The organism is Lacrimispora sp., assembly GCF_032078915.1.
In the GTDB taxonomy this organism is placed as follows: Bacteria; Bacillota; Clostridia; order Lachnospirales; family Lachnospiraceae; genus Lacrimispora.
In genome coordinates, this window is the sequence record NZ_DAMAUN010000038.1 from 1 (window position 1) to 17,957 (window position 17,957).

Annotated in this window: 14 protein-coding genes; 1 reads left to right on the forward strand and 13 read right to left on the reverse strand. The window is 45.6% G+C overall.

The window, feature by feature from the left end; all coding sequences use genetic code 11:
* The 12 genes from RT269_RS15550 to RT269_RS15605 form a co-directional block, all read right to left on the reverse strand.
* Positions 1-708: glycerophosphodiester phosphodiesterase (locus tag RT269_RS15550; RefSeq protein WP_313183881.1), on the reverse strand; the 708-nt coding region annotated here is incomplete at its 3' end.
* Positions 709-884: 176 nt separating this feature from the next.
* Positions 885-1,247: a DUF1667 domain-containing protein gene (locus RT269_RS15555; RefSeq protein WP_313183883.1), complete on the reverse strand. Its 363-nt coding sequence runs from the start codon at positions 1,245-1,247 to the stop codon at positions 885-887.
* A 1-nt stretch (position 1,248) separates the two neighbouring features.
* Positions 1,249-2,514: an NAD(P)/FAD-dependent oxidoreductase gene (locus tag RT269_RS15560; protein ID WP_313183884.1), complete on the reverse strand. Its 1,266-nt coding sequence runs from the start codon at positions 2,512-2,514 to the stop codon at positions 1,249-1,251.
* Between the two features lie 13 nt (positions 2,515-2,527).
* A complete protein-coding gene (locus RT269_RS15565; protein ID WP_313183886.1) occupies positions 2,528-3,964 on the reverse strand; it encodes an NAD(P)/FAD-dependent oxidoreductase in 1,437 nt (478 codons plus the stop codon).
* A gap of 195 nt (positions 3,965-4,159) precedes the next feature.
* The gene (locus RT269_RS15570) at positions 4,160-4,852 is read right to left on the reverse strand and encodes an MgtC/SapB family protein (RefSeq protein WP_313183888.1); all 693 of its coding nucleotides are present in this window, start codon (positions 4,850-4,852) and stop codon (positions 4,160-4,162) included.
* Positions 4,853-4,884: 32 nt separating this feature from the next.
* Positions 4,885-6,384 carry a glycerol kinase GlpK gene (gene glpK, locus RT269_RS15575; protein WP_313183890.1) on the reverse strand — a complete coding sequence of 500 codons (1,500 nt, stop codon included), beginning with the start codon at positions 6,382-6,384 and terminating at the stop codon, positions 4,885-4,887.
* A gap of 246 nt (positions 6,385-6,630) precedes the next feature.
* Positions 6,631-9,315 (reverse strand): calcium-translocating P-type ATPase, PMCA-type, encoded by a 2,685-nt coding sequence (locus tag RT269_RS15580; protein WP_313183891.1) that lies wholly within the window; start codon positions 9,313-9,315, stop codon positions 6,631-6,633.
* Positions 9,316-9,746: 431 nt separating this feature from the next.
* Entirely contained in the window at positions 9,747-12,353 is a 2,607-nt protein-coding gene (locus tag RT269_RS15585) for a cation-translocating P-type ATPase (RefSeq protein ID WP_313183893.1), read from the reverse strand.
* Positions 12,354-12,457: 104 nt separating this feature from the next.
* Positions 12,458-13,207: an iron ABC transporter ATP-binding protein gene (locus RT269_RS15590; protein ID WP_313183895.1), complete on the reverse strand. Its 750-nt coding sequence runs from the start codon at positions 13,205-13,207 to the stop codon at positions 12,458-12,460.
* Complete coding sequence (locus tag RT269_RS15595; protein WP_313183897.1) at positions 13,204-14,244, reverse strand: iron chelate uptake ABC transporter family permease subunit; 1,041 nt, start codon at positions 14,242-14,244, stop codon at positions 13,204-13,206. Before RT269_RS15595 ends, RT269_RS15590 begins: the two co-directional genes overlap by 4 nt.
* Positions 14,241-15,251 carry an ABC transporter permease gene (locus RT269_RS15600; protein WP_331664171.1) on the reverse strand — a complete coding sequence of 337 codons (1,011 nt, stop codon included), beginning with the start codon at positions 15,249-15,251 and terminating at the stop codon, positions 14,241-14,243. Before RT269_RS15600 ends, RT269_RS15595 begins: the two co-directional genes overlap by 4 nt.
* 22 nt (positions 15,252-15,273) lie before the next feature.
* Positions 15,274-16,326: a siderophore ABC transporter substrate-binding protein gene (locus tag RT269_RS15605; protein WP_313183899.1), complete on the reverse strand. Its 1,053-nt coding sequence runs from the start codon at positions 16,324-16,326 to the stop codon at positions 15,274-15,276.
* 326 nt (positions 16,327-16,652) lie between these two features.
* On the opposite strand from RT269_RS15605, the gene RT269_RS15610 reads away from it, so the two are divergent.
* Complete coding sequence (locus tag RT269_RS15610) at positions 16,653-17,135, forward strand: S-ribosylhomocysteine lyase (protein WP_313183901.1); 483 nt, start codon at positions 16,653-16,655, stop codon at positions 17,133-17,135.
* Between the two features lie 92 nt (positions 17,136-17,227).
* Here the strand turns inward: RT269_RS15610 and RT269_RS15615 are convergent, their stop codons facing one another.
* Complete coding sequence (locus RT269_RS15615; RefSeq protein ID WP_313183903.1) at positions 17,228-17,893, reverse strand: DedA family protein; 666 nt, start codon at positions 17,891-17,893, stop codon at positions 17,228-17,230.
* Positions 17,894-17,957 lie beyond the last annotated feature (64 nt).

The following is a 17,957-nucleotide window of genomic DNA, read 5'->3' on the forward strand; positions in this document are numbered from 1 at the left end:
CCGCTTGCAGATCTCCGGAAAGTTGCTGATGACACCGTCACAGCCCCATTCATAGACCTGCTCCAATGCGGCCATGTCATTCACCGTCCAAACATTCACCTGAATTCCGTATTTTATGCAGTTGTCCACTGCCTCTTTTGTTAATCCCTTTACTCCTGGGTGGTAGCACTCAACATGATACCGGTCACAATAGTATCCTGCATTTCCAAGGCCCGGATGATCAAGCAGCGCGCCGCAGAGGATCCCGGGAGCCAGCTCCTTTAAGCGGATTATGGAAGTATGGTTAAAGGAAGAAAAGATGACCTTTTTTTCAAGCCCGTATTTACGTACAAGTTCCAGAGTCTTCTCTTCCAGGCCTTCATAATAATATACGCCTGTCTTGATTTCGATATTTGTAACAAGTTCCTGATCCTTTGCCCATATACAGTATTCTTCAAAGTTCGGAACAGGCACAAATCCATGAATCCCACCGCAGACAGCATCTGCATTGAATTCTTTCAGTTCCTCATAGGTAAGATCCTTCACAAAGCCGGTTCCATCCGTGGTCCGGTCAATGCTTTCGTCGTGGATCACCACCACCGTTCCATCCTTTGTAAGCTGTACATCCAGCTCGATCCCGTCACAGCCGGTCTCTGCTGCCTTTTGAAAGGCCAGCATGGTATTTTCCGGATACCTTCCGCTGTAACCCCTGTGTGCAAATACCTTCATATCAACCCCTCTTTCCTTTCAGCCTTTCTAAAATATCTTTATTTCAGTATATCATCTCCTGGATAAATTTTCTATAGGTTGTCCCTGTTTTATGCAAAATAACCTCGTAAATCCGCAGGCTTCCAATAGGGCTTCCGTCTGCTTACGGCAATTACGAGGTTTTTTGTGAAATTATTTTACACTTTTTCAACATTCCTTGTCGCAACGATGGAAACACCGGTTCCTGCACAGTCAGGAATGATCACATCTCCAATGGAAACAGGTGCGGAAACTTCCATCTTTCGGATTTCCTCCATGCAGGCAAAAATCTTGTCCTTAGGTATGTCCTGCTTTGTTTTAACCGGCACCATTTCCAAGTCACCGCCCAGGACATGGACCGAGGATGTCACCACTCTGGTAGGGCTTAAAACCTCTTTTTTTCCGTATTCCTCCCCGCGGCCGCAAGAATTCCCTGTTACTCCCACCTGGTCCCCTTCTATGCGCACCGTCAACGGGCAGCCTAGAGGGCATCGGATACAGATCAGTTCTCTTACCTCCATATCATTCCACCTCCGTACAGACAACAATTCTCTTTAGCTCCGGATATTCCTTAAAGCTGTCCTTCTTTAATACAACCTGCTCCATCTCACCGGGAGCCAGGACTTTTTTCTTTTTGTGGGAAACCCTTACATCATCATAATAAACACTGATGAAGCGGTCCTTGTATACATCGGCCACGCGGAAACGGACTGTAACCTTATCTTTCATGTTCTCTACGTCAATCTTCTGAGGCACCGTATAGCGTACTCCGTTCTCAGCTGCCAGTTCTACTGCGCGAGCCGTCTCTTTTTCTCCATCTGCTTTTACATAGGCGGCAGCGTTTGCTCCTGCCAAGGAGGCTTCCTCAGATACATAATCAACCAGGTCATGAACATGAAGCACATTACCACAGGCAAAGATCCCAGGACTGCTGGTTTCCAGCTGGTCGCCTACCTCGGGTCCAAACGTCACCTGGTTCATCTTTACGCCTGCCCCTTTGGAAAGCTCATTTTCCGGAATCAGGCCTACGGAAAGAAGAAGGGTATCACAGCTGTAATATTCCTCTGTACCTGGAATCGGCTTTCTGTTTTCATCGACCTGGGCAAGGGTAATGCCTGTCAACCGTTCCTTTCCCTCAATGTTTATTACCGTATGGCTGAGCTTTAAGGGAATCCCATAGTCATCCAGGCATTGGACGATATTTCTCTTTAAGCCGCCGGAATAAGGCATAAGCTCTGCCAACACCTTCACCTTAGCTCCTTCTAGGGTCATACGCCTTGCCATGATGAGCCCGATGTCTCCGGAGCCTAAGATCACCACTTCTTTCCCCACGCTGAAGCCTTCGATATTCATTAATCTCTGGGCAGTGCCTGCGGAATAGATTCCTGCCGGGCGGTAGCCCGGTATGTTAAGGGCACCTCTGGGGCGCTCCCTGCAGCCCATGGCCAGGATAATGGCTTTTGCCTTTATAACTGCCAGGCCATCTTCCCTGTTGATGACCGTCACTTCTTTCTCTTTGTTAATATCAAGAACCATGGTATTTAATTTATACGGTATATGTTCCGACTCCGCCATCTCTATGTAACGGGCCGCATATTCCGGGCCTGTTAATTCTTCTTTAAAGGTGTGCAGGCCAAAACCGTTATGGATGCACTGGTTTAGGATGCCGCCAAGGCAAGCTTCTCTTTCCAGGATCAATATATCTGTAATGCCCGCCTTTTTTGCCGCTACTGCCGCAGCAAGACCAGCCGGACCGCCTCCGATTATCACTATATCATGCTCTGCCATGTTGCTGTCCTCCTTATTTATGACCGGTCACTATATTGGAGCCGGGTCTGTTCTTGCAGATATCTTCCAACTTCCTGTCTGTTTCCCTTGCCAGGATCTCCATGGTCTTAGGGGCACAGAAGCCGGCCTGACACCGTCCCATGCCGGCACGGACACGGCGTTTGATCCCGTCTAAGGAAACCGCACCAAGAGTCCTTGTAATGGCATCCACGATCTCTCCCTCACTGACCCCTTCGCAGCGGCAGATGATGGTGCCATACTGAGGATTCTTCTTAATAAGCTCTGCCCGTTCCTCAAAAGACAGCTTCTGGGGATCCAGGATTCCCCTTCGGGTGACCTTAAAATTCTCCTTTCGGGAAGCCTTTGCCTTTTCTGCAACCAGATCTGCTATATAAACACCAATGGCAGGAGCGCTTGTAAGACCCGGTGATTCAATGCCTGCCGCATCAAAGAAGCCGGCGGCATCGGAAATCTCGCCCAGAATAAAGTCATCCCCATCCTCATGAGCGCGAAGGCCTGAAAAGGAGGTGATGATCTGCCGGAGCGGAATGTTCTTTACTCCCCAGGCAGACTTTTCCATGATGTCAGACAGTTCCTTTGCGGTTGTCTGGACGCCTTCCTTATCCTCCACATTGATTGCCGTAGGCCCGATTAACAGGTTGCCGTGGACCGTAGGGGTCACCAGAACACCCTTTCCCATCTTTCCGGGAAGCTGGAAGATGGTATGGGACACATGGGTTCCTGCCTCCTTATCCAGCAGGCAGTAATCGCCTTTTCTCGTCGTGATGTGGATCTTCTCCCCGCTTATCATATTATGGAATACGTCGGCATAAACACCGGCTGCGTTGATCACATAAGTGGTATGGATGATCCCCTCTCCGGTTTTTAGGTCATAGCCTTTTTCCGTCTTTTCAATTTCTTTCACCTCAGAGTTAAATAAAAATTCTACACCGTTGTCACAGGCATTCTCCGCCAGTGCAATGGTTAAACCAAAGGGGCATACGATCCCCCCGGTAGGCGCATACAAAGCTTTCACTACCGTCTCTGTCACATTGGGCTCCATGGCTCTCACTTCATCGCCGGAAAGGATGGATAAGCCGGGGACTCCGTTTTTTATGCCCTTCTCATAAAGTTCCTTAAGAGCGGGCACATCTTCCTCTGAAAAACAGAGTACCAGAGAGCCATTTCGGACCATCTGGAAATCAAGTTCCTCTGAAAGCTCTCCCATTAAATGATTGCCTTCTACATTGAATCTCGCCTTTAAGGACCCAGGTACCGCATCGTATCCTGCATGGACAATGGCGCTGTTAGACTTTGACGTACCGGAACAGACATCTTCCTCCCGCTCAATAACACAAATGCTAAGGTCATAGCGGGCCAGTTCTCTTGCAATTGCACAGCCGATTACGCCGCCGCCAATAATCGCTGCATCGTAATTCATTTCCTTCATGTTCTTTTCCTCCATATCCGTAATGGTCACCCTATTTAATGGAATTCATACAAAAAAAGAGTAAGGAAAATAAACGGATCAGTCCGTTCAATTCCCTTACTCTTTCGTCTCAAAGGTTTTTCTATTTTATTAATTTAATGCTAGCACAATCCTGTCCGGATTGTCAAGATTTTTCTGACAGGGCATCCCCTTCCTCTATTCGCTGACTGCCATGACGGAATTCTCTTCTGCCAGTTTGGAAAGCAGGGCTCCCTTGTCAAAACCCGGCGGATAAATGACTTCAAATTCCAGTTTGATCTCATCTTTTTTATTCTTATTAATCTTCACAGAAGCGATCTCAACCTTTTCCTTTTCCAGAAATTCTTCCATGTTTTTAACCGCTCCGGATTTTTGTGCTATGGTCATCTTTAAGCAGCCGCAGGAAGGCGCCTGAGCAAAATAACTGATCCGGTGGGTCATGGTCTGCATGACGATGATGAGAATCGCAGACAATATGCCCACAATGTACTGGCCCGCCCCAAGAGCCAGCCCGACTCCTGCGGTCGCCCATATTCCGGCTGCCGTCGTCAGTCCGTTTACCAGATTGTTCCGCACAAATATAACCCCTGCACCTAAAAATCCTATTCCGCTGACCACCTGGGCCGCGACTCTGGATCCGTCGCTGTTTTGAATGTCCGGAAACCCATATTTTGATACCACCATCATGAGAGCGGAACCGATCGCCACGATGGCGTGGGTCCGGATTCCAGCCGATTTGTTCCGGTTTTTTCTCTCACTGCCGATCAAAAACCCTAACAGCCCAGCCGTTATAATACGCAGCATATATTCCAGCTGGATCATGACGTATGATAAGGTAATTCCCCCAAACAATAAATATGTACCCTCCAAATCTTACCCCTCCAAATCTACCCCTTCAAATTTTACTCCTCTTCTTCTGACCAGTAGAGCGAGCATTTTACCGCCCTCTTCCAGCCTTTTACCAGCTTCTTCCGGTGTTCCTCCTCCATCTGGCTTTCAAAGGCCCTGGATACCTTCCAGTTTGCCTTGATTTCTTCCCGGCTCTTCCAATAGCCCACCGCAAGTCCGGCCAGGTATGCGGCTCCAAGAGCAGTCGTCTCAATACATTCCGGTCTTACGATCTCTGTGTTTAACAAATCAGACTGGAACTGCATGAGGAAATTATTGGCACAGGCGCCCCCATCCACCTTTAACTGCTTTAAATGAATATCAGAATCCTGTTCCATGGCCTCAATGAGATCGTTGACCTGATAAGCCATGGATTCCACCGTAGCGCGGATAAACTGCTCCTTGCTGGTTCCTCTGGTCACTCCCACAATAGTCCCTCTTGCGTACTGGTCCCAATAAGGTGCCCCAAGCCCTGCAAAGGCCGGTACTACATAAACGCCCCCCGTATTCTCCGCAGCGCTGCAGTATTCCTCTGTCTGGGCGGCAGAACGGACCATCCGCATCTCATCCCTTAACCACTGAACGGCAGCTCCTGCCACAAATACGCTTCCTTCCAGGGCATACTGGATGTTTTCCTGGTCACTGGCAGCTATGGTGGTCAAAAGCCCATGCCCGGACTTTACCGCCCTTTCTCCGGTATTCATAAGAAGGAAACAACCGGTTCCATAGGTGTTCTTCACTTCCCCCGCTTCAAAGCAGCACTGGCCGAACAAAGCGGCCTGCTGGTCGCCTGCTGCTCCTGCAATGGGAATCTTTCCTCCCATGACATCCGAAGATGTATAGCCATAAACACAGCTTGATGGCTTTACCTCCGGCAGCATGCATCTGGGAATGCGGAAATAGTTAAGAATCTCTTCATCCCAACACTTTCTGTGTATATCAAAAAGCATGGTTCTTGATGCATTGGTATAATCTGTCACATGGATGCAGCCCTTGGTTAAGTTCCAGATCAGCCAGGTATCCACGGTGCCAAACAGAAGTTCCCCTCGTTCTGCCCGTTCCCGTGCCCCTTCAACATGATCCAGGATCCATTCGATCTTGCTTCCTGAAAAGTAAGCATCAGGGATCAGTCCCGTCCTTTCAGCAATAAGCCCCTCCAGGCCGTCATGCTTTAGTTTCTCGATTCTGTCCGCGGTCCTGCGGCACTGCCACACGATTGCATGATAGACCGGCTCCCCTGTTTCCTTATCCCAGACTACCGTCGTCTCCCTCTGATTCGTGATCCCGATTGCGGCTATATCGCTGTAATGGGCCCCGATCTTTCCCATGGCCTCCATGGTCACGGAAAGCTGTGAGGACCAGATCTCCATAGGGTCATGCTCCACCCAGCCCGGCTCCGGAAAAATCTGAGTAAACTCCTTTTGTGCTGCACTGCAGATGTTCCCCTGCTCATCGAACAGGATACATCTGGAACTTGTCGTGCCCTGATCCAGGGCAATGACGTATCTTCCCATAGTTCCTTCCCCTTCCAGTAAACGCCCCGGATTTTATTCCTTGTTAAATTTTTCTCAAGGGATAAAGAAAGAGCCATGGAAATGAACGGTTACCCGCACTCATTACCTGGCTCTGTCATCTCTTAGGCTAACTATTTATGTATACTTTTATGTATACTTAATAGTACCACGGAGCAAAAATTATGTCAAGATTTCCTGCATTTATTCAATCTTTATTCAGGTCTTGGAAGACACAGCTTCCTGCTGCTACTTCATTCTTTTTGTAATAAGCTTTGCAAGCTCCCCGCCCAGAGTAGGAACTACCGCAAAGCCGATTGCCTCGCTTAGCTGTGTGAGAGTAAGAGGCGCCGTGCTGAAAATTGTGTTTAAGAACGGCACATAAACCACAACCACTAAAAATGCAAAGGAAGCGATTACGCATTTATTCAAGAAGGAGTTTGATAAAAGCCGGATTCCAAATATAGACCTCTTTTCGCTTCTGTTTGAGTATGCACGGAAAAGTTCTCCTAAAATAAGGGCTACAAAGCACATGGTACGGGCGATGGTCTCTCCGCCTTCGACGCTTCTGTAGCTGATATGCCCGATATAAAATGCGGTCAGAGCGCCGATACCAAGGAAAAGACTCTGCATGGCAACAGCTACCCGCATCTTCTTATCAATAATGGATTCATTGGGATCTCTTGGCTTCTGGTCCATGATCCCCGGCTCCCTCTCCTCCATTCCCAGGGCAAAGGCCGGAAATGCATCGGTGATTAAGTTGATGGAAAGCAGGTGAATGGGCATCAACGGCATGGGCAGGTTAAAGAGCATCGCCAAAAATATGAGAAGTATCTCACCAATGTTGCAGGAGAGAAGGTAGCCAACCACCTTTCGGATGTTGTTATAAATGGTTCTTCCTTCCTCTACGGCATGAACAATGCTCACAAAGTTGTCGTCCGTAAGGATCATATCGGCCGCTTCCTTGGAAACATCTGTTCCAGTGATGCCCATGGCAACGCCGATATCCGCTCTCTTAAGGCTTGGCGCATCGTTTACGCCGTCTCCAGTCATAGCGACAATCTCTCCGTTTGCCTTGCATGCGGATACAAGCCGTACCTTGTGCTCTGGAGAAACCCGGGCAAATACGTTGACGGTTTTCACCTTTTCTCTCAGCTCTTCATCGGAAAGAAGCTGTATTTCAGCTCCTTCTAAAGCCTCTTCTCCAGGAGACATGATTCCCAGATCCCCGGCAATAGCGCTGGCCGTAATCTTGTGGTCCCCTGTGATCATCTTCACACGGATTCCGGCTTTTCTGCATTCTTCTACGGCCGGCTTCACTTCCTCTCTGGGCGGATCAATCATGCACATGAGCCCAAGATAGGTAAGAGAGTTTTCCTGGCTGTCAAAGTCATCGAGCGTTTCCACTGCCTTACTTGCAACGCCAAGCACGCGCAAAGCGCTTTTTGCAAAGCTTGAATTGGCTTCCAGGATTTTTCTCCGGTCAGCCTCTGTAATTTCTGAAACCACTCCATCCTTATATATGTGGGTACACCGTTTTAAAATTTCATCGGGAGCACCCTTTGTATAAAGGGTCAGTTCTCCGTCTTTTTCATGGAACGTGGACATAAGCTTTCTGTCGGAATCAAAGGGTATTTCCTGAACCCTCCGGTATTCTTCATTCAACCGGTCTTTGCTGAGACCGGTTTTTTCTCCTAAAACCAGCATAGCGCCTTCCGTAGGATCTCCGATGATTTGGCTTTTCTCTATGTCATAGACCGCGTCATTACAAAGTACGGCGCCCTTTATGAGTTCCGTAATATTGGACGATAGCCTGCCGCCTTCTTCTACGGTGACGGAGCCTTCCCTGCTGTAGCCTGTCCCTGTCACATCATAAGCTTTCTCATGGTCAAATACCTTGACCACGGTCATCTTATTCTGAGTGAGAGTTCCCGTCTTATCGGAACAGATAACCGTTGTGCTTCCCAGCGTTTCGACAGCGGAAAGCTTCTTTATGATGGCGTGGGACTTCACCATCTGCTGCATGCCCAATGCAAGAATTACGGTAACGACTACCGTAAGCCCTTCCGGTATGGCGGCCACGGCCAGAGAAACGGAAACCATGAAAATTTCCATTAGCTCATCCCCCTGGAGCAGTCCCAGGACAAAAATTATGGCGCATACGGCGATGCAGACAATTCCCAAAACCTTACCCAGGCTGTCAAGCTTCTTTTGAAGTGGGGTTGTCTCCTCTTCAGATTCATTTAACATGGCGGCAATATTGCCCATTTGGGTTTCCATTCCGGTCGCGGATACGATGCCCTTGCCTCTTCCATAGGTGATCACAGTTCCCATAAAGGCGGAATTGACACGGTCGCCCAGAGGCGCATCATCTGGAAGAATGCTTTCGCAGTTCTTTTCCACCGGAACTGATTCACCGGTAAGCGCCGCCTCATCGATCTTTAAGTTAAAGCTCTCTACAAGCCTTATATCCGCCGGTATATAATCTCCCGCATCGAGGATTACCACATCGCCTGTTACAAGCTCGTCGGAAGGCATCCTTACGATGTCTCCGTTTCGGATGACTTTTGCCTGCGGGCTTGACATTTCCTTAAGAGCCTTTAGCGCATTGTTCGCTTTTGTTTCCTGATTTACACCGATAACCGCATTGACAATGACGATCGCAATGATGACGAGACTGTCAAAAATCCCTTCTCCCTGCACGATTCCCACAACCATGGAAATGATGGCTGCAACAATCAGAATAATTACGAGAAAATCCTTAAATTGTTCGGCAAACAACTGTAACAGGGTCCGTTTTTCCACCCCCTGCAGACGGTTGTGGCCGTTTTCCTCAAGCCTTTTTTGGGCTTCCTGCCCGGATAATCCTTGAAGGAGGTCGGTTTTTAACTCCCTGACAGACTCCTGGATCCCCTTACTGAAATAATCCTTCATATAATATCCTCCATTTAATTGTGCTATGCAGATCTTCATGATCTGGCTGAATGCATGGGAGAAAATAAAACAATAAGTTTATGTTAAATCTTTTTGCCGCTTCTGTCAATAAACTCATTTGGGGTTATCGTTCACTCCGGACAAGAAACAGGTAAATATTATCTTTTTCCCGCATCAGACATACCCAAAGGGGCCGGAAGTTTATATCTTCCAGCCCCTCTGCCTTGTTGTGTAAACATTTCTGATTGTCCATAAAAAGATTAAGCCACCCGAATCCATGCAAGTAAATCACTGCATGCTTTGATTAGATACTTTGATTGGATTTCTGCGAAAAAGTTTTCTTTTATTACACTTCTTTTTCGCAGAAAGTCTTGTTCTTTATGTAAAATTCGTTGGTAAAATTTTCACCCTTCATTGCCGGCTTTATGTTCCTAATGAAAACTCTCTCTTATGGTCTTAAATGCCTGGATTACAAGCGTAGGAATCATTGCAAATATGAAAATGGTGATAAACTGCCTTGCGGTCAAATCTGCCACGTAAAAAAAGGTATGAAGCCTTGGTATGAACAGAACCGCCGCCAAAAGAATGGCTCCTGCCTCAAAGGCCATAATGCTCCATAAATTGCTTTTAAATCCTATCTTCAAGATGGAATGACCGCTTCTGCAGTTAAAGCCGTGGAACAGCCTTGCAAGGGTCAGGGTGGAAAATGCCATGGTGCTGGCGGCAGCCTCGCTTCCGGTCACCATGCCTGTGTGGTAGGAGGTCATGGTACAGCCCGCTATGAGGGCCCCCTGAAGCAGGATCTGAAGTACAAAACGCTTTGTTAAGATTCCTTCCTTGGGATTCCTGGGCTTTTGGGCCAATAAGTCCGCCTCCGCCTTTTCCATGCCAATGGCAATGGCTGGAAGAGAGTCGGTCAGAAGGTTGATAAACAGTAAGTGAACCGGCGCAAAGGGAGGGGGCAGAGCCAGAAAGGATGTATACAATACACATAGTATCCCAGCCATATTTCCTGATAAAAGAAATTTAATGGCATTCCGGATGTTCCGGTAAACATTACGGCCATTGGCAACCGCCTTAATAATGGTTGCAAAGTTATCATCCGTCAGGATCATGGCAGAGGCATCCTTTGACACTTCTGTCCCCATTTTTCCCATGGCAACCCCGATGTCGGCCTGTTTTAAGGCCGGAGCGTCATTGACCCCGTCTCCTGTCATGGCTACGATGTGGCCTTTTTTCTGCCAGGAGCGGACGATCCGTATTTTATGCTCCGGCGAAACCCTGGCATAGACGCTGATGTGCTCCAGCTTTCGGTTCAATTCCTCCTCCGGCATATCATCAAGCTCCGGTCCGCTGATTGCCATATCATCGTCTCCCAGAATGCCTATTTTCTCCGCTATGGCAGATGCAGTGATCTTATGGTCTCCTGTAATCATAACCGTGCGGATGCCCGCTCTTTTGGCGTTTAACACCGCATTCCTTGTTTCCGGACGGGGTGGATCCATCATCGCCACCATTCCAAGAAAGGTATAGCCGGCCTCTGATTTTTCCGTCAGCCTTTCATCTTCATTCATTTCCCGGCAGGCAAAGGTCAAAACCCTGAGCCCCTGTTTGGAAAATTCCATATTCTGCTCCATTAGGTTCTGACGGTCTCCCTCCCTCATGTGGCGGATCCCTTCCCCTGTCCAAATATGGCTGATCCTGGGAAGCAGCACATCCACCGCTCCCTTTGTGAACAGAACCCTTTTTCCTTCGATCCTGTGCATGGTGCTCATAAGCTTTCTCTGGGAATCAAAGGGGATCTCCCCTGCTCTGGGGTAATAGGATTTCATGGCTTCCTCGTTCATTCCCGCCCTTTCGGCCATCTGTACCAGTGCCGCTTCCGTCGGATCCCCCAACAGCTTTCCTTCTATGTAAGCGGAATCATTATTTAAAACAGCATCATACAACAGATATTTATGTACGGGAACCTCTTTGTTTAGAAGCTCCGGAGGATAAAGACGGCTGTTTACGTAGATTTGCTGCACGGTCATGCGGTTTTGGGTCAGGGTTCCCGTCTTATCGGAGCAGACGACTGAAACACAGCCAAGGCTTTCCACTGCCTTTAAATCCTTTATGATGGCATTCTCTCCTGCCATTTTCTGTGTACCCATTGCCTGAACGATGGTGACAATGGAACTTAACGCTTCCGGTATCGCTGCAACCGCCAGGGCTACGGCAAACATCAGGGAATCTAAAACCGGCATCCTCCGGTAAATGCTAAGGCCGAAAACCACTGCACATATAAACAGGATCGCTGCCGCCAGCCTGCTTCCGAACTGGTCTAAGCTTACCTGGAGAGGTGTCTTTTTTTCCCCGGTGTCATTCATAAGGGAAGCGATCCTGCCGATTTCCGTATCCATTCCGGTACCTGTGATCAGTATCTTTGCCCTGCCTGCTGCAACCAGGGAGCCGGAAAACACCATGTTCGTCTGCTCGGCCAAAGGTACCTTCTTTTCCTGGATCCTTCCCGTTAGTTTCTCCACATTAATGGATTCTCCGGTCAAGGAGCTTTCATTGACCAAAAGGGAATAATTTTCCAGGATTCGGCCGTCTGCCGATACCATATCCCCTGCTTCCAAGAGCAGGATGTCCCCAGGAACGATCTCCTTGGATAGAATCTCCTGCTTTTTTCCCTCTCTTATCACCTTTGCTACCGGTGACGACAAGGCCATAAGACTGTCTAAGGACTTCTCTGCTTTCTGGTGCTCCACGGTCCCCAACACCGCATTCAGCAGAAGCACTGCAAAAATCACTCCTGTGCTTTCCACGTCACCGGATATCATAGAAATCACTGCTGCTATAATCAGGATGATGACCAACAGGTCTTTAAACTGGTCCAAAAATACCTGGAAAGCGCTTTTGCGTTCCGCCTTCTTTAGTGTATTTGGACCATATATCTGCCTGCGCTTCAGGACCTCCCTGGAATCCAGGCCGTTCCTGCCTGCGCCGAGCTTAGCAAGGGCCTCATCCTCTGATAAACGAAACCATTCTTCCATTCTGACGCTCCTTCCTGTTTCTCATACTATGGTATGAGACAGGTAGTGAATTTCATGAATGATTTTAGCTTGCTGTTAACATGGACCAGATATCAGGCACTTACTCAATAAATTGCGATTGGCCCATACGGCCCATCAATAATTTCTATTTTCGTTTCAAAAATATCGGTTAAAACGTTTGAATCCATAATCTGATCTACCGTTCCAAAAGCGGCAATTCGTCCGTCTTTCATCGCACAAATCCGATCAGAATATTTGGCCGCAAAATTAATATCATGCATAACAGCCACAATTGTTCTTCCAAATTCATTGGCCGCATGCTTCAAATGCTCCATCATCTGAACAGAACGGGCAACGTCAAGATTGTTCAAAGGTTCGTCCAAAAGTACATATTCCGTCTCCTGACACAAAACCATTGCCACATATGCCCTTTGCCTTTGGCCGCCGGAAAGCTCATCCAAATATCTGTTTTCCAAATCAGTCAACTCTAAAAAATCAATATATTTAGAAATAATGGCCTCATCCTCTTTCGTTAATCTTCCTTTTGAATAAGGAAAACGGCCAAATCCAGCCAGCTGCCTGACAGTAAGCCTTGTTACAAAATGATTTTCCTGCCGCAAAATAGTCAAAACTTTTGCCAAGTCCTCTGATTTTGATTCAGTAACATCCATATCTGCCACCTTAATATGGCCTTCTTCCATATCCAAAAGCCTTCCAATCATCAAAAGTGTGGTGGATTTTCCTGCACCATTGGGTCCGATCAAAGAAGTGAGACCTGCTTTTGGTATTTTAATATTCAAAGGTCCTATTTCAACCTCATCATACGACTTTCTGGCATTATCGATTATTATCATAAAGTACCTTTCCTTAAAATCACGATTAAAAATGCTATTCCACCAAACATCTCAATAATAACTGAAACTACACCTTGAGCCCTGAATATATGGTACATAAAAAAGTATGAACCTGTTATTATCAAAAATCCAATCGCAAGAGCCATTGGAAAAATATATCTGTGATCATAGGTTGGCGCCGCTTGATAACTTAAAGTTGCAACTAAAAATCCATAAAAAGTAAGCGGCCCAACCAAAGCCGTAGAAATTGACATTAAAACTGATACTAAAATCAGGGCATAAATCACGTGAGCTTGATGTTTGACGCCCAATGAAGTAGAGCAATCCTTTCCAAGTGACACAACATTTAACTTCCTGGAATAAGCAAGAAGAAGCAGTGCTGCAATTATTACAACCGGAATTGCAATAGGAAAATATTCCGAATCCGCATTGTTGACAGAGCCAAACAATCTTGCCTGTAAAATATCAAACTCTGACGGTGCAAGAAGTCTTCTCATAAAAGATGATAAAGACTTCAGCCCGGTTCCCATAATAACGCCAACTAAAAGCATAAGCTGTAAATTTCCATACTTTCCGGAAAGCAGCCAGCCATAAAGGATCAGGCACATCAAGACCATAACAACCACTTGAAATACAAAGGATCCAATCCCACTAAAATTAATAAAGGCACTGGCACCAAAGAAAAATATGGTACTGGTATGAATGGTTGAGTAAAGTGCTTCAAAGCCTAAAAGGGAAGGGGTTATAATCCTGTTACTCGTAATCGATTGGAAAGTGACTGTCGATAAACTCTGACAAACTGCAGAAATGATCATTGCCGTAAGAGCGAATGTCCTTCTTCTGACAACCGGGAGAAAAGAAGGAGAATCAATTGGAACCGGATTATTATAAACCAAGAGTCCATAGGAAGCAAGAACGCCCAAAACAATCAATGTTATCAGCAAAATCCAATATTTTTTTTCTTCTTTCTTAGAACGAAAAGCTCTCGCTGATCTGTGTTCATGATGAAGACCGGTATTGTATTCTATTCCGTTCATCTTAGCCTCCTTTGCCTCAACAAGATAACAATAAATACGATTGACCCCACTGTTCCAAGAATCAAAGAGACAGGTACTTCAAAAGGCATTATAATCGTTCGGGAAATAATGTCACAAAGAGTTATTACACCCATTCCCAACACACATACCCAAGGCAAATTACTCCTAAGATTATCTCCTCTGTACATGGAAACAATATTGGGTACAATTAAACCTAAGAAAGGTAAATTTCCAATAACAGCTGTAACAATTCCAACTGCAAAAGAAATAAGGCCAGTCCCCAAAATAATTATCATATTATAGTTTACTCCAAGACTTGTAGCAACATCTTCCCCCAGACCGGCTAACGTCAGCTTATCAGCGCAAATAAAAATAAGGCCGGTAACTATGATAATCAGCCATAAATATTCGTATCTTCCGACTTGAACGGCTGCAAACGAACCTACAAACCAGCTTTCAATATTTTGCGTCATTTGAAAGGTAAGTCCTAGAAACGTAGAAAATGCAGAAATAACCGCTCCAAGCATCATCCCAATGATCGGTACAATCAAAGATGAACGAAGTTTCACTCTTCTTAAAAATAAAAAGAAAATCATAGTTCCTATAAAAGAAAACATGATTGCCCCGGTCATTCTTAGAACCAAAGTTGGCGCCGGAAATAATAGATAGACAATAAGAAGTCCCAAACCCGACCATTCAATCGTCCCTGTTGTAGTAGGTTCAACCAAACGGTTTTGTGTAATAAGCTGCATGACAAGTCCTGACATTGACATTGCAGCTCCAGTAAGCATGAGTGCAGCTGTTCTAGGTACCCGTGTTATGAAAAACATATCCCTTCCATCCACTTGACCCTGTATATCATAAACTCCGGTAAACAGTGATATAATACCTAAAATAATAACAACGATAATCGCTGATATAAAAGGTTTTGTCCATTTCTTATTGTTATAATAACGTTGGGGCTGAGAATTCCCAGCCCCAATCATTTTTTTTGCTGTATTTTTCAACTCTAAGCTATACTCCTATATACTATTCAGCCAAAGCCTTTGCAAGGTCTCCAAATAACTCCAGATAGGTTTGTATGGATTCATTTGTGTAAGTATCAGCTGGTGCATAAACGATATGTCCTTCAGAAACAGCAGTTACGTTTTGAAGAGCAGGTGATTGATCGATAACGTCCTGAGCAGGAACCGCATCCGTTGTAGAAGATACTGCGGCATCACGGTCTAATACGAAAATCCAATCCGGATTACTTTGTGCAATTGCTTCAACAGAAATATCATCCCCTTGATGATCGGAGGTCGTATTGTCAATTTCTAATGCCGGAACCCATCCGAACACTTCATACATGGGTCCCCAAACTCGTCCGGAATGAGGCGCTGAAAAGCCAATATTTCCACCGGAAACCACAACACTCATAATGGTATCCGTTCCGTTATATGCAGATTTAACAGCTTCGATCGCCTGATCAAAGTCAGCTGTCAATTGTTCAGCTTCTTTATTTTTATCAAAAATTTTTCCAAGTGCAACAGTGGAATCCTTAAGTCCGTTTACTAAGTTTTCTCCAGGTGTATCCGCTTCCTCAGAAACATCAAAATTTAAATCAATCACAACTGCATTTGGCACTAATTTTTTTATTTCTTCATAATAGGACGCAAATCTTTGACCGACTATTACGAGGTCAGGGTCTGCAGCTGCTATAATCTCAAGATTCGGTTCGCGGTGATTTCCGATATCCAGAACAGACTCATCGGCAACATATGGGGAATCCGCCGGCATTACACCCTTTGGAGCTGCGACTAATTCAATTCCCCAGTCTGATAATGTTTCATAAGTTCTGTTATCCAGAGAAATTACCTTTTGAGGATTTACAGGAACTGTAACCAGACCATGAATATCTTTGATTTCAACCGTTAAAGCTTCCTCACTCTTAGCAGCTTCAGTGGTTTCAGCAGCTTGAGTCGCTTCAGTGGTCTCAATGGTTTCAGTTGTTTTTGAATTGCTTGGACTTGAGCAGGCTGTCATCATTAAAACAGCCGCTGCCATAATGGCAGTTGTTTTTAATACATTATTTTTTTTCATTTCATCTCCTCATTAAATAAATATATTAAGTTAGTTAACACTAACTTTTTTCATTATATTATTATAAATGGTTATTGTCAACAGCATTACTGATTTTTCCGTGACAAACGCATGAATGTTTTCTATCAGACCGGTATTCAGACCAGTTAAGCGGAGGGCAGCGGCAGATGGCAGATATTACCGTAAGGCCCTTATGAAATACAGCTGCAAGCTTAAGAATATCCATGATTCCTATTGCATGGGACCGTTTTATTTATTATAATTTTACCATGGGATAAGCAACCCGCAAATCGTAAGCAACCATGTTAAGAAAGGACATGATAACCATGGAAAAAATAACAAGCTTTACCATCGACCATTTAAAACTTCTTCCAGGCATCTATGTCTCCCGCAGGGATCAGGCCGGGGACTCTGTCATTACCACCTTTGATATCCGCATGACCCGCCCCAATTTTGAGCCTGTTATGAATACAGCGGAAATCCACACCATTGAGCATCTGGGAGCCACTTTCCTGCGCAACCATGAATTTTTTTCTTCCCGGATCCTGTACTTTGGCCCTATGGGCTGCCGCACCGGCTTTTACCTTCTGCTGTCCGGTGATTACAAGTCCAGAGATATTGTTCCATTGATCACGGAAATGTATGAATTCATCCGGGATTTTGAAGGCGAGGTACCAGGCGCAGCCGCAAAAGACTGCGGCAATTACCTGGACATGAATCTTGGAATGGCAAAATACCTGGCTGGAAAATTCCTTGATTCTGTGCTGTACGGAATCGATGACGACCAGCTTATTTATCCTGAGGACTAAGGGACGTTTATACCTGGAAGCCGCGCTTCTTTATGAAAAAGGCACCCTGCCTGACAATATTAAAATGTCAGGCAGAGCGCCTTTTTCCATAATCATATTCGTTCTTCTCTTCGGTCTTCTCTTTGCTTCATTTTCTCTTTCAGTAATCCCAAAACTGCTGGTATGACGGATATAAATATGATGCCAAATATAACAAATGTAAAATTATGCTTTACCGCAGGCAGGTTTCCAAAGTAATAACCGCCCAAAGTAAACAGTGTGACCCAGGCCAGTCCGCCGACTATATTATATGAAATGAATCTCATATACCTCATTTCACCTATTCCGGCTACAAATGGAGCAAAGGTACGGATAATGGGTATGAACCTTGCAATGATAATAGTTGCGGCACCGTATTTTTCATAGAAGCTGCGGGTTTTTATGAGATGCTCTCTCTTTATGAATCTCAAATTCTCTTTTTCATATATCCTGCGTCCAATGGTTCTCCCAAGCGTATAATTCATAGTATCTCCAAGTACTGCTGCTAAACCATTGATCAGAAGCAATAGCTTAATATCAAGGAAACCCAGGGCAGCAAAAGCACCAGACGCAAATAACAGGGAATCGCCTGGAAGAAACGGAGTCACAACCAGTCCTGTTTCACAGAAAATAATAAAAAATAAAATCAAATAGGTTCCAGCCCCGAAATGTTGGATTATCAAGTTCATATAGTTGTCTAAATGAAGAATTACATCAATACAGTATTTCATAATATTCATTATTTTTCCGCCTTAAGTTTCGTATTCTTTTTTATTTGACTTGCCTGTTCATGTTTTTGACTTC

Coding starts and splice junctions, on each gene's coding strand:
- RT269_RS15555 (WP_313183883.1), bottom strand. CDS start 1,247: ATGGAGGTAAGAGAACTGATCTGTATCCGATGCCCTCTAGGCTGCCCG.
- RT269_RS15560 (WP_313183884.1), bottom strand. CDS start 2,514: ATGGCAGAGCATGATATAGTGATAATCGGAGGCGGTCCGGCTGGTCTT.
- RT269_RS15565 (WP_313183886.1), bottom strand. CDS start 3,964: ATGAAGGAAATGAATTACGATGCAGCGATTATTGGCGGCGGCGTAATC.
- glpK (WP_313183890.1), bottom strand. CDS start 6,384: ATGGGAAGATACGTCATTGCCCTGGATCAGGGCACGACAAGTTCCAGA.
- RT269_RS15580 (WP_313183891.1), bottom strand. CDS start 9,315: ATGAAGGATTATTTCAGTAAGGGGATCCAGGAGTCTGTCAGGGAGTTA.
- RT269_RS15585 (WP_313183893.1), bottom strand. CDS start 12,353: ATGGAAGAATGGTTTCGTTTATCAGAGGATGAGGCCCTTGCTAAGCTC.
- RT269_RS15590 (WP_313183895.1), bottom strand. CDS start 13,207: ATGATAATAATCGATAATGCCAGAAAGTCGTATGATGAGGTTGAAATA.
- RT269_RS15595 (WP_313183897.1), bottom strand. CDS start 14,244: ATGAACGGAATAGAATACAATACCGGTCTTCATCATGAACACAGATCA.
- RT269_RS15605 (WP_313183899.1), bottom strand. CDS start 16,326: ATGAAAAAAAATAATGTATTAAAAACAACTGCCATTATGGCAGCGGCT.
- RT269_RS15610 (WP_313183901.1), top strand. CDS start 16,653: ATGGAAAAAATAACAAGCTTTACCATCGACCATTTAAAACTTCTTCCA.
- RT269_RS15615 (WP_313183903.1), bottom strand. CDS start 17,893: ATGAATATTATGAAATACTGTATTGATGTAATTCTTCATTTAGACAAC.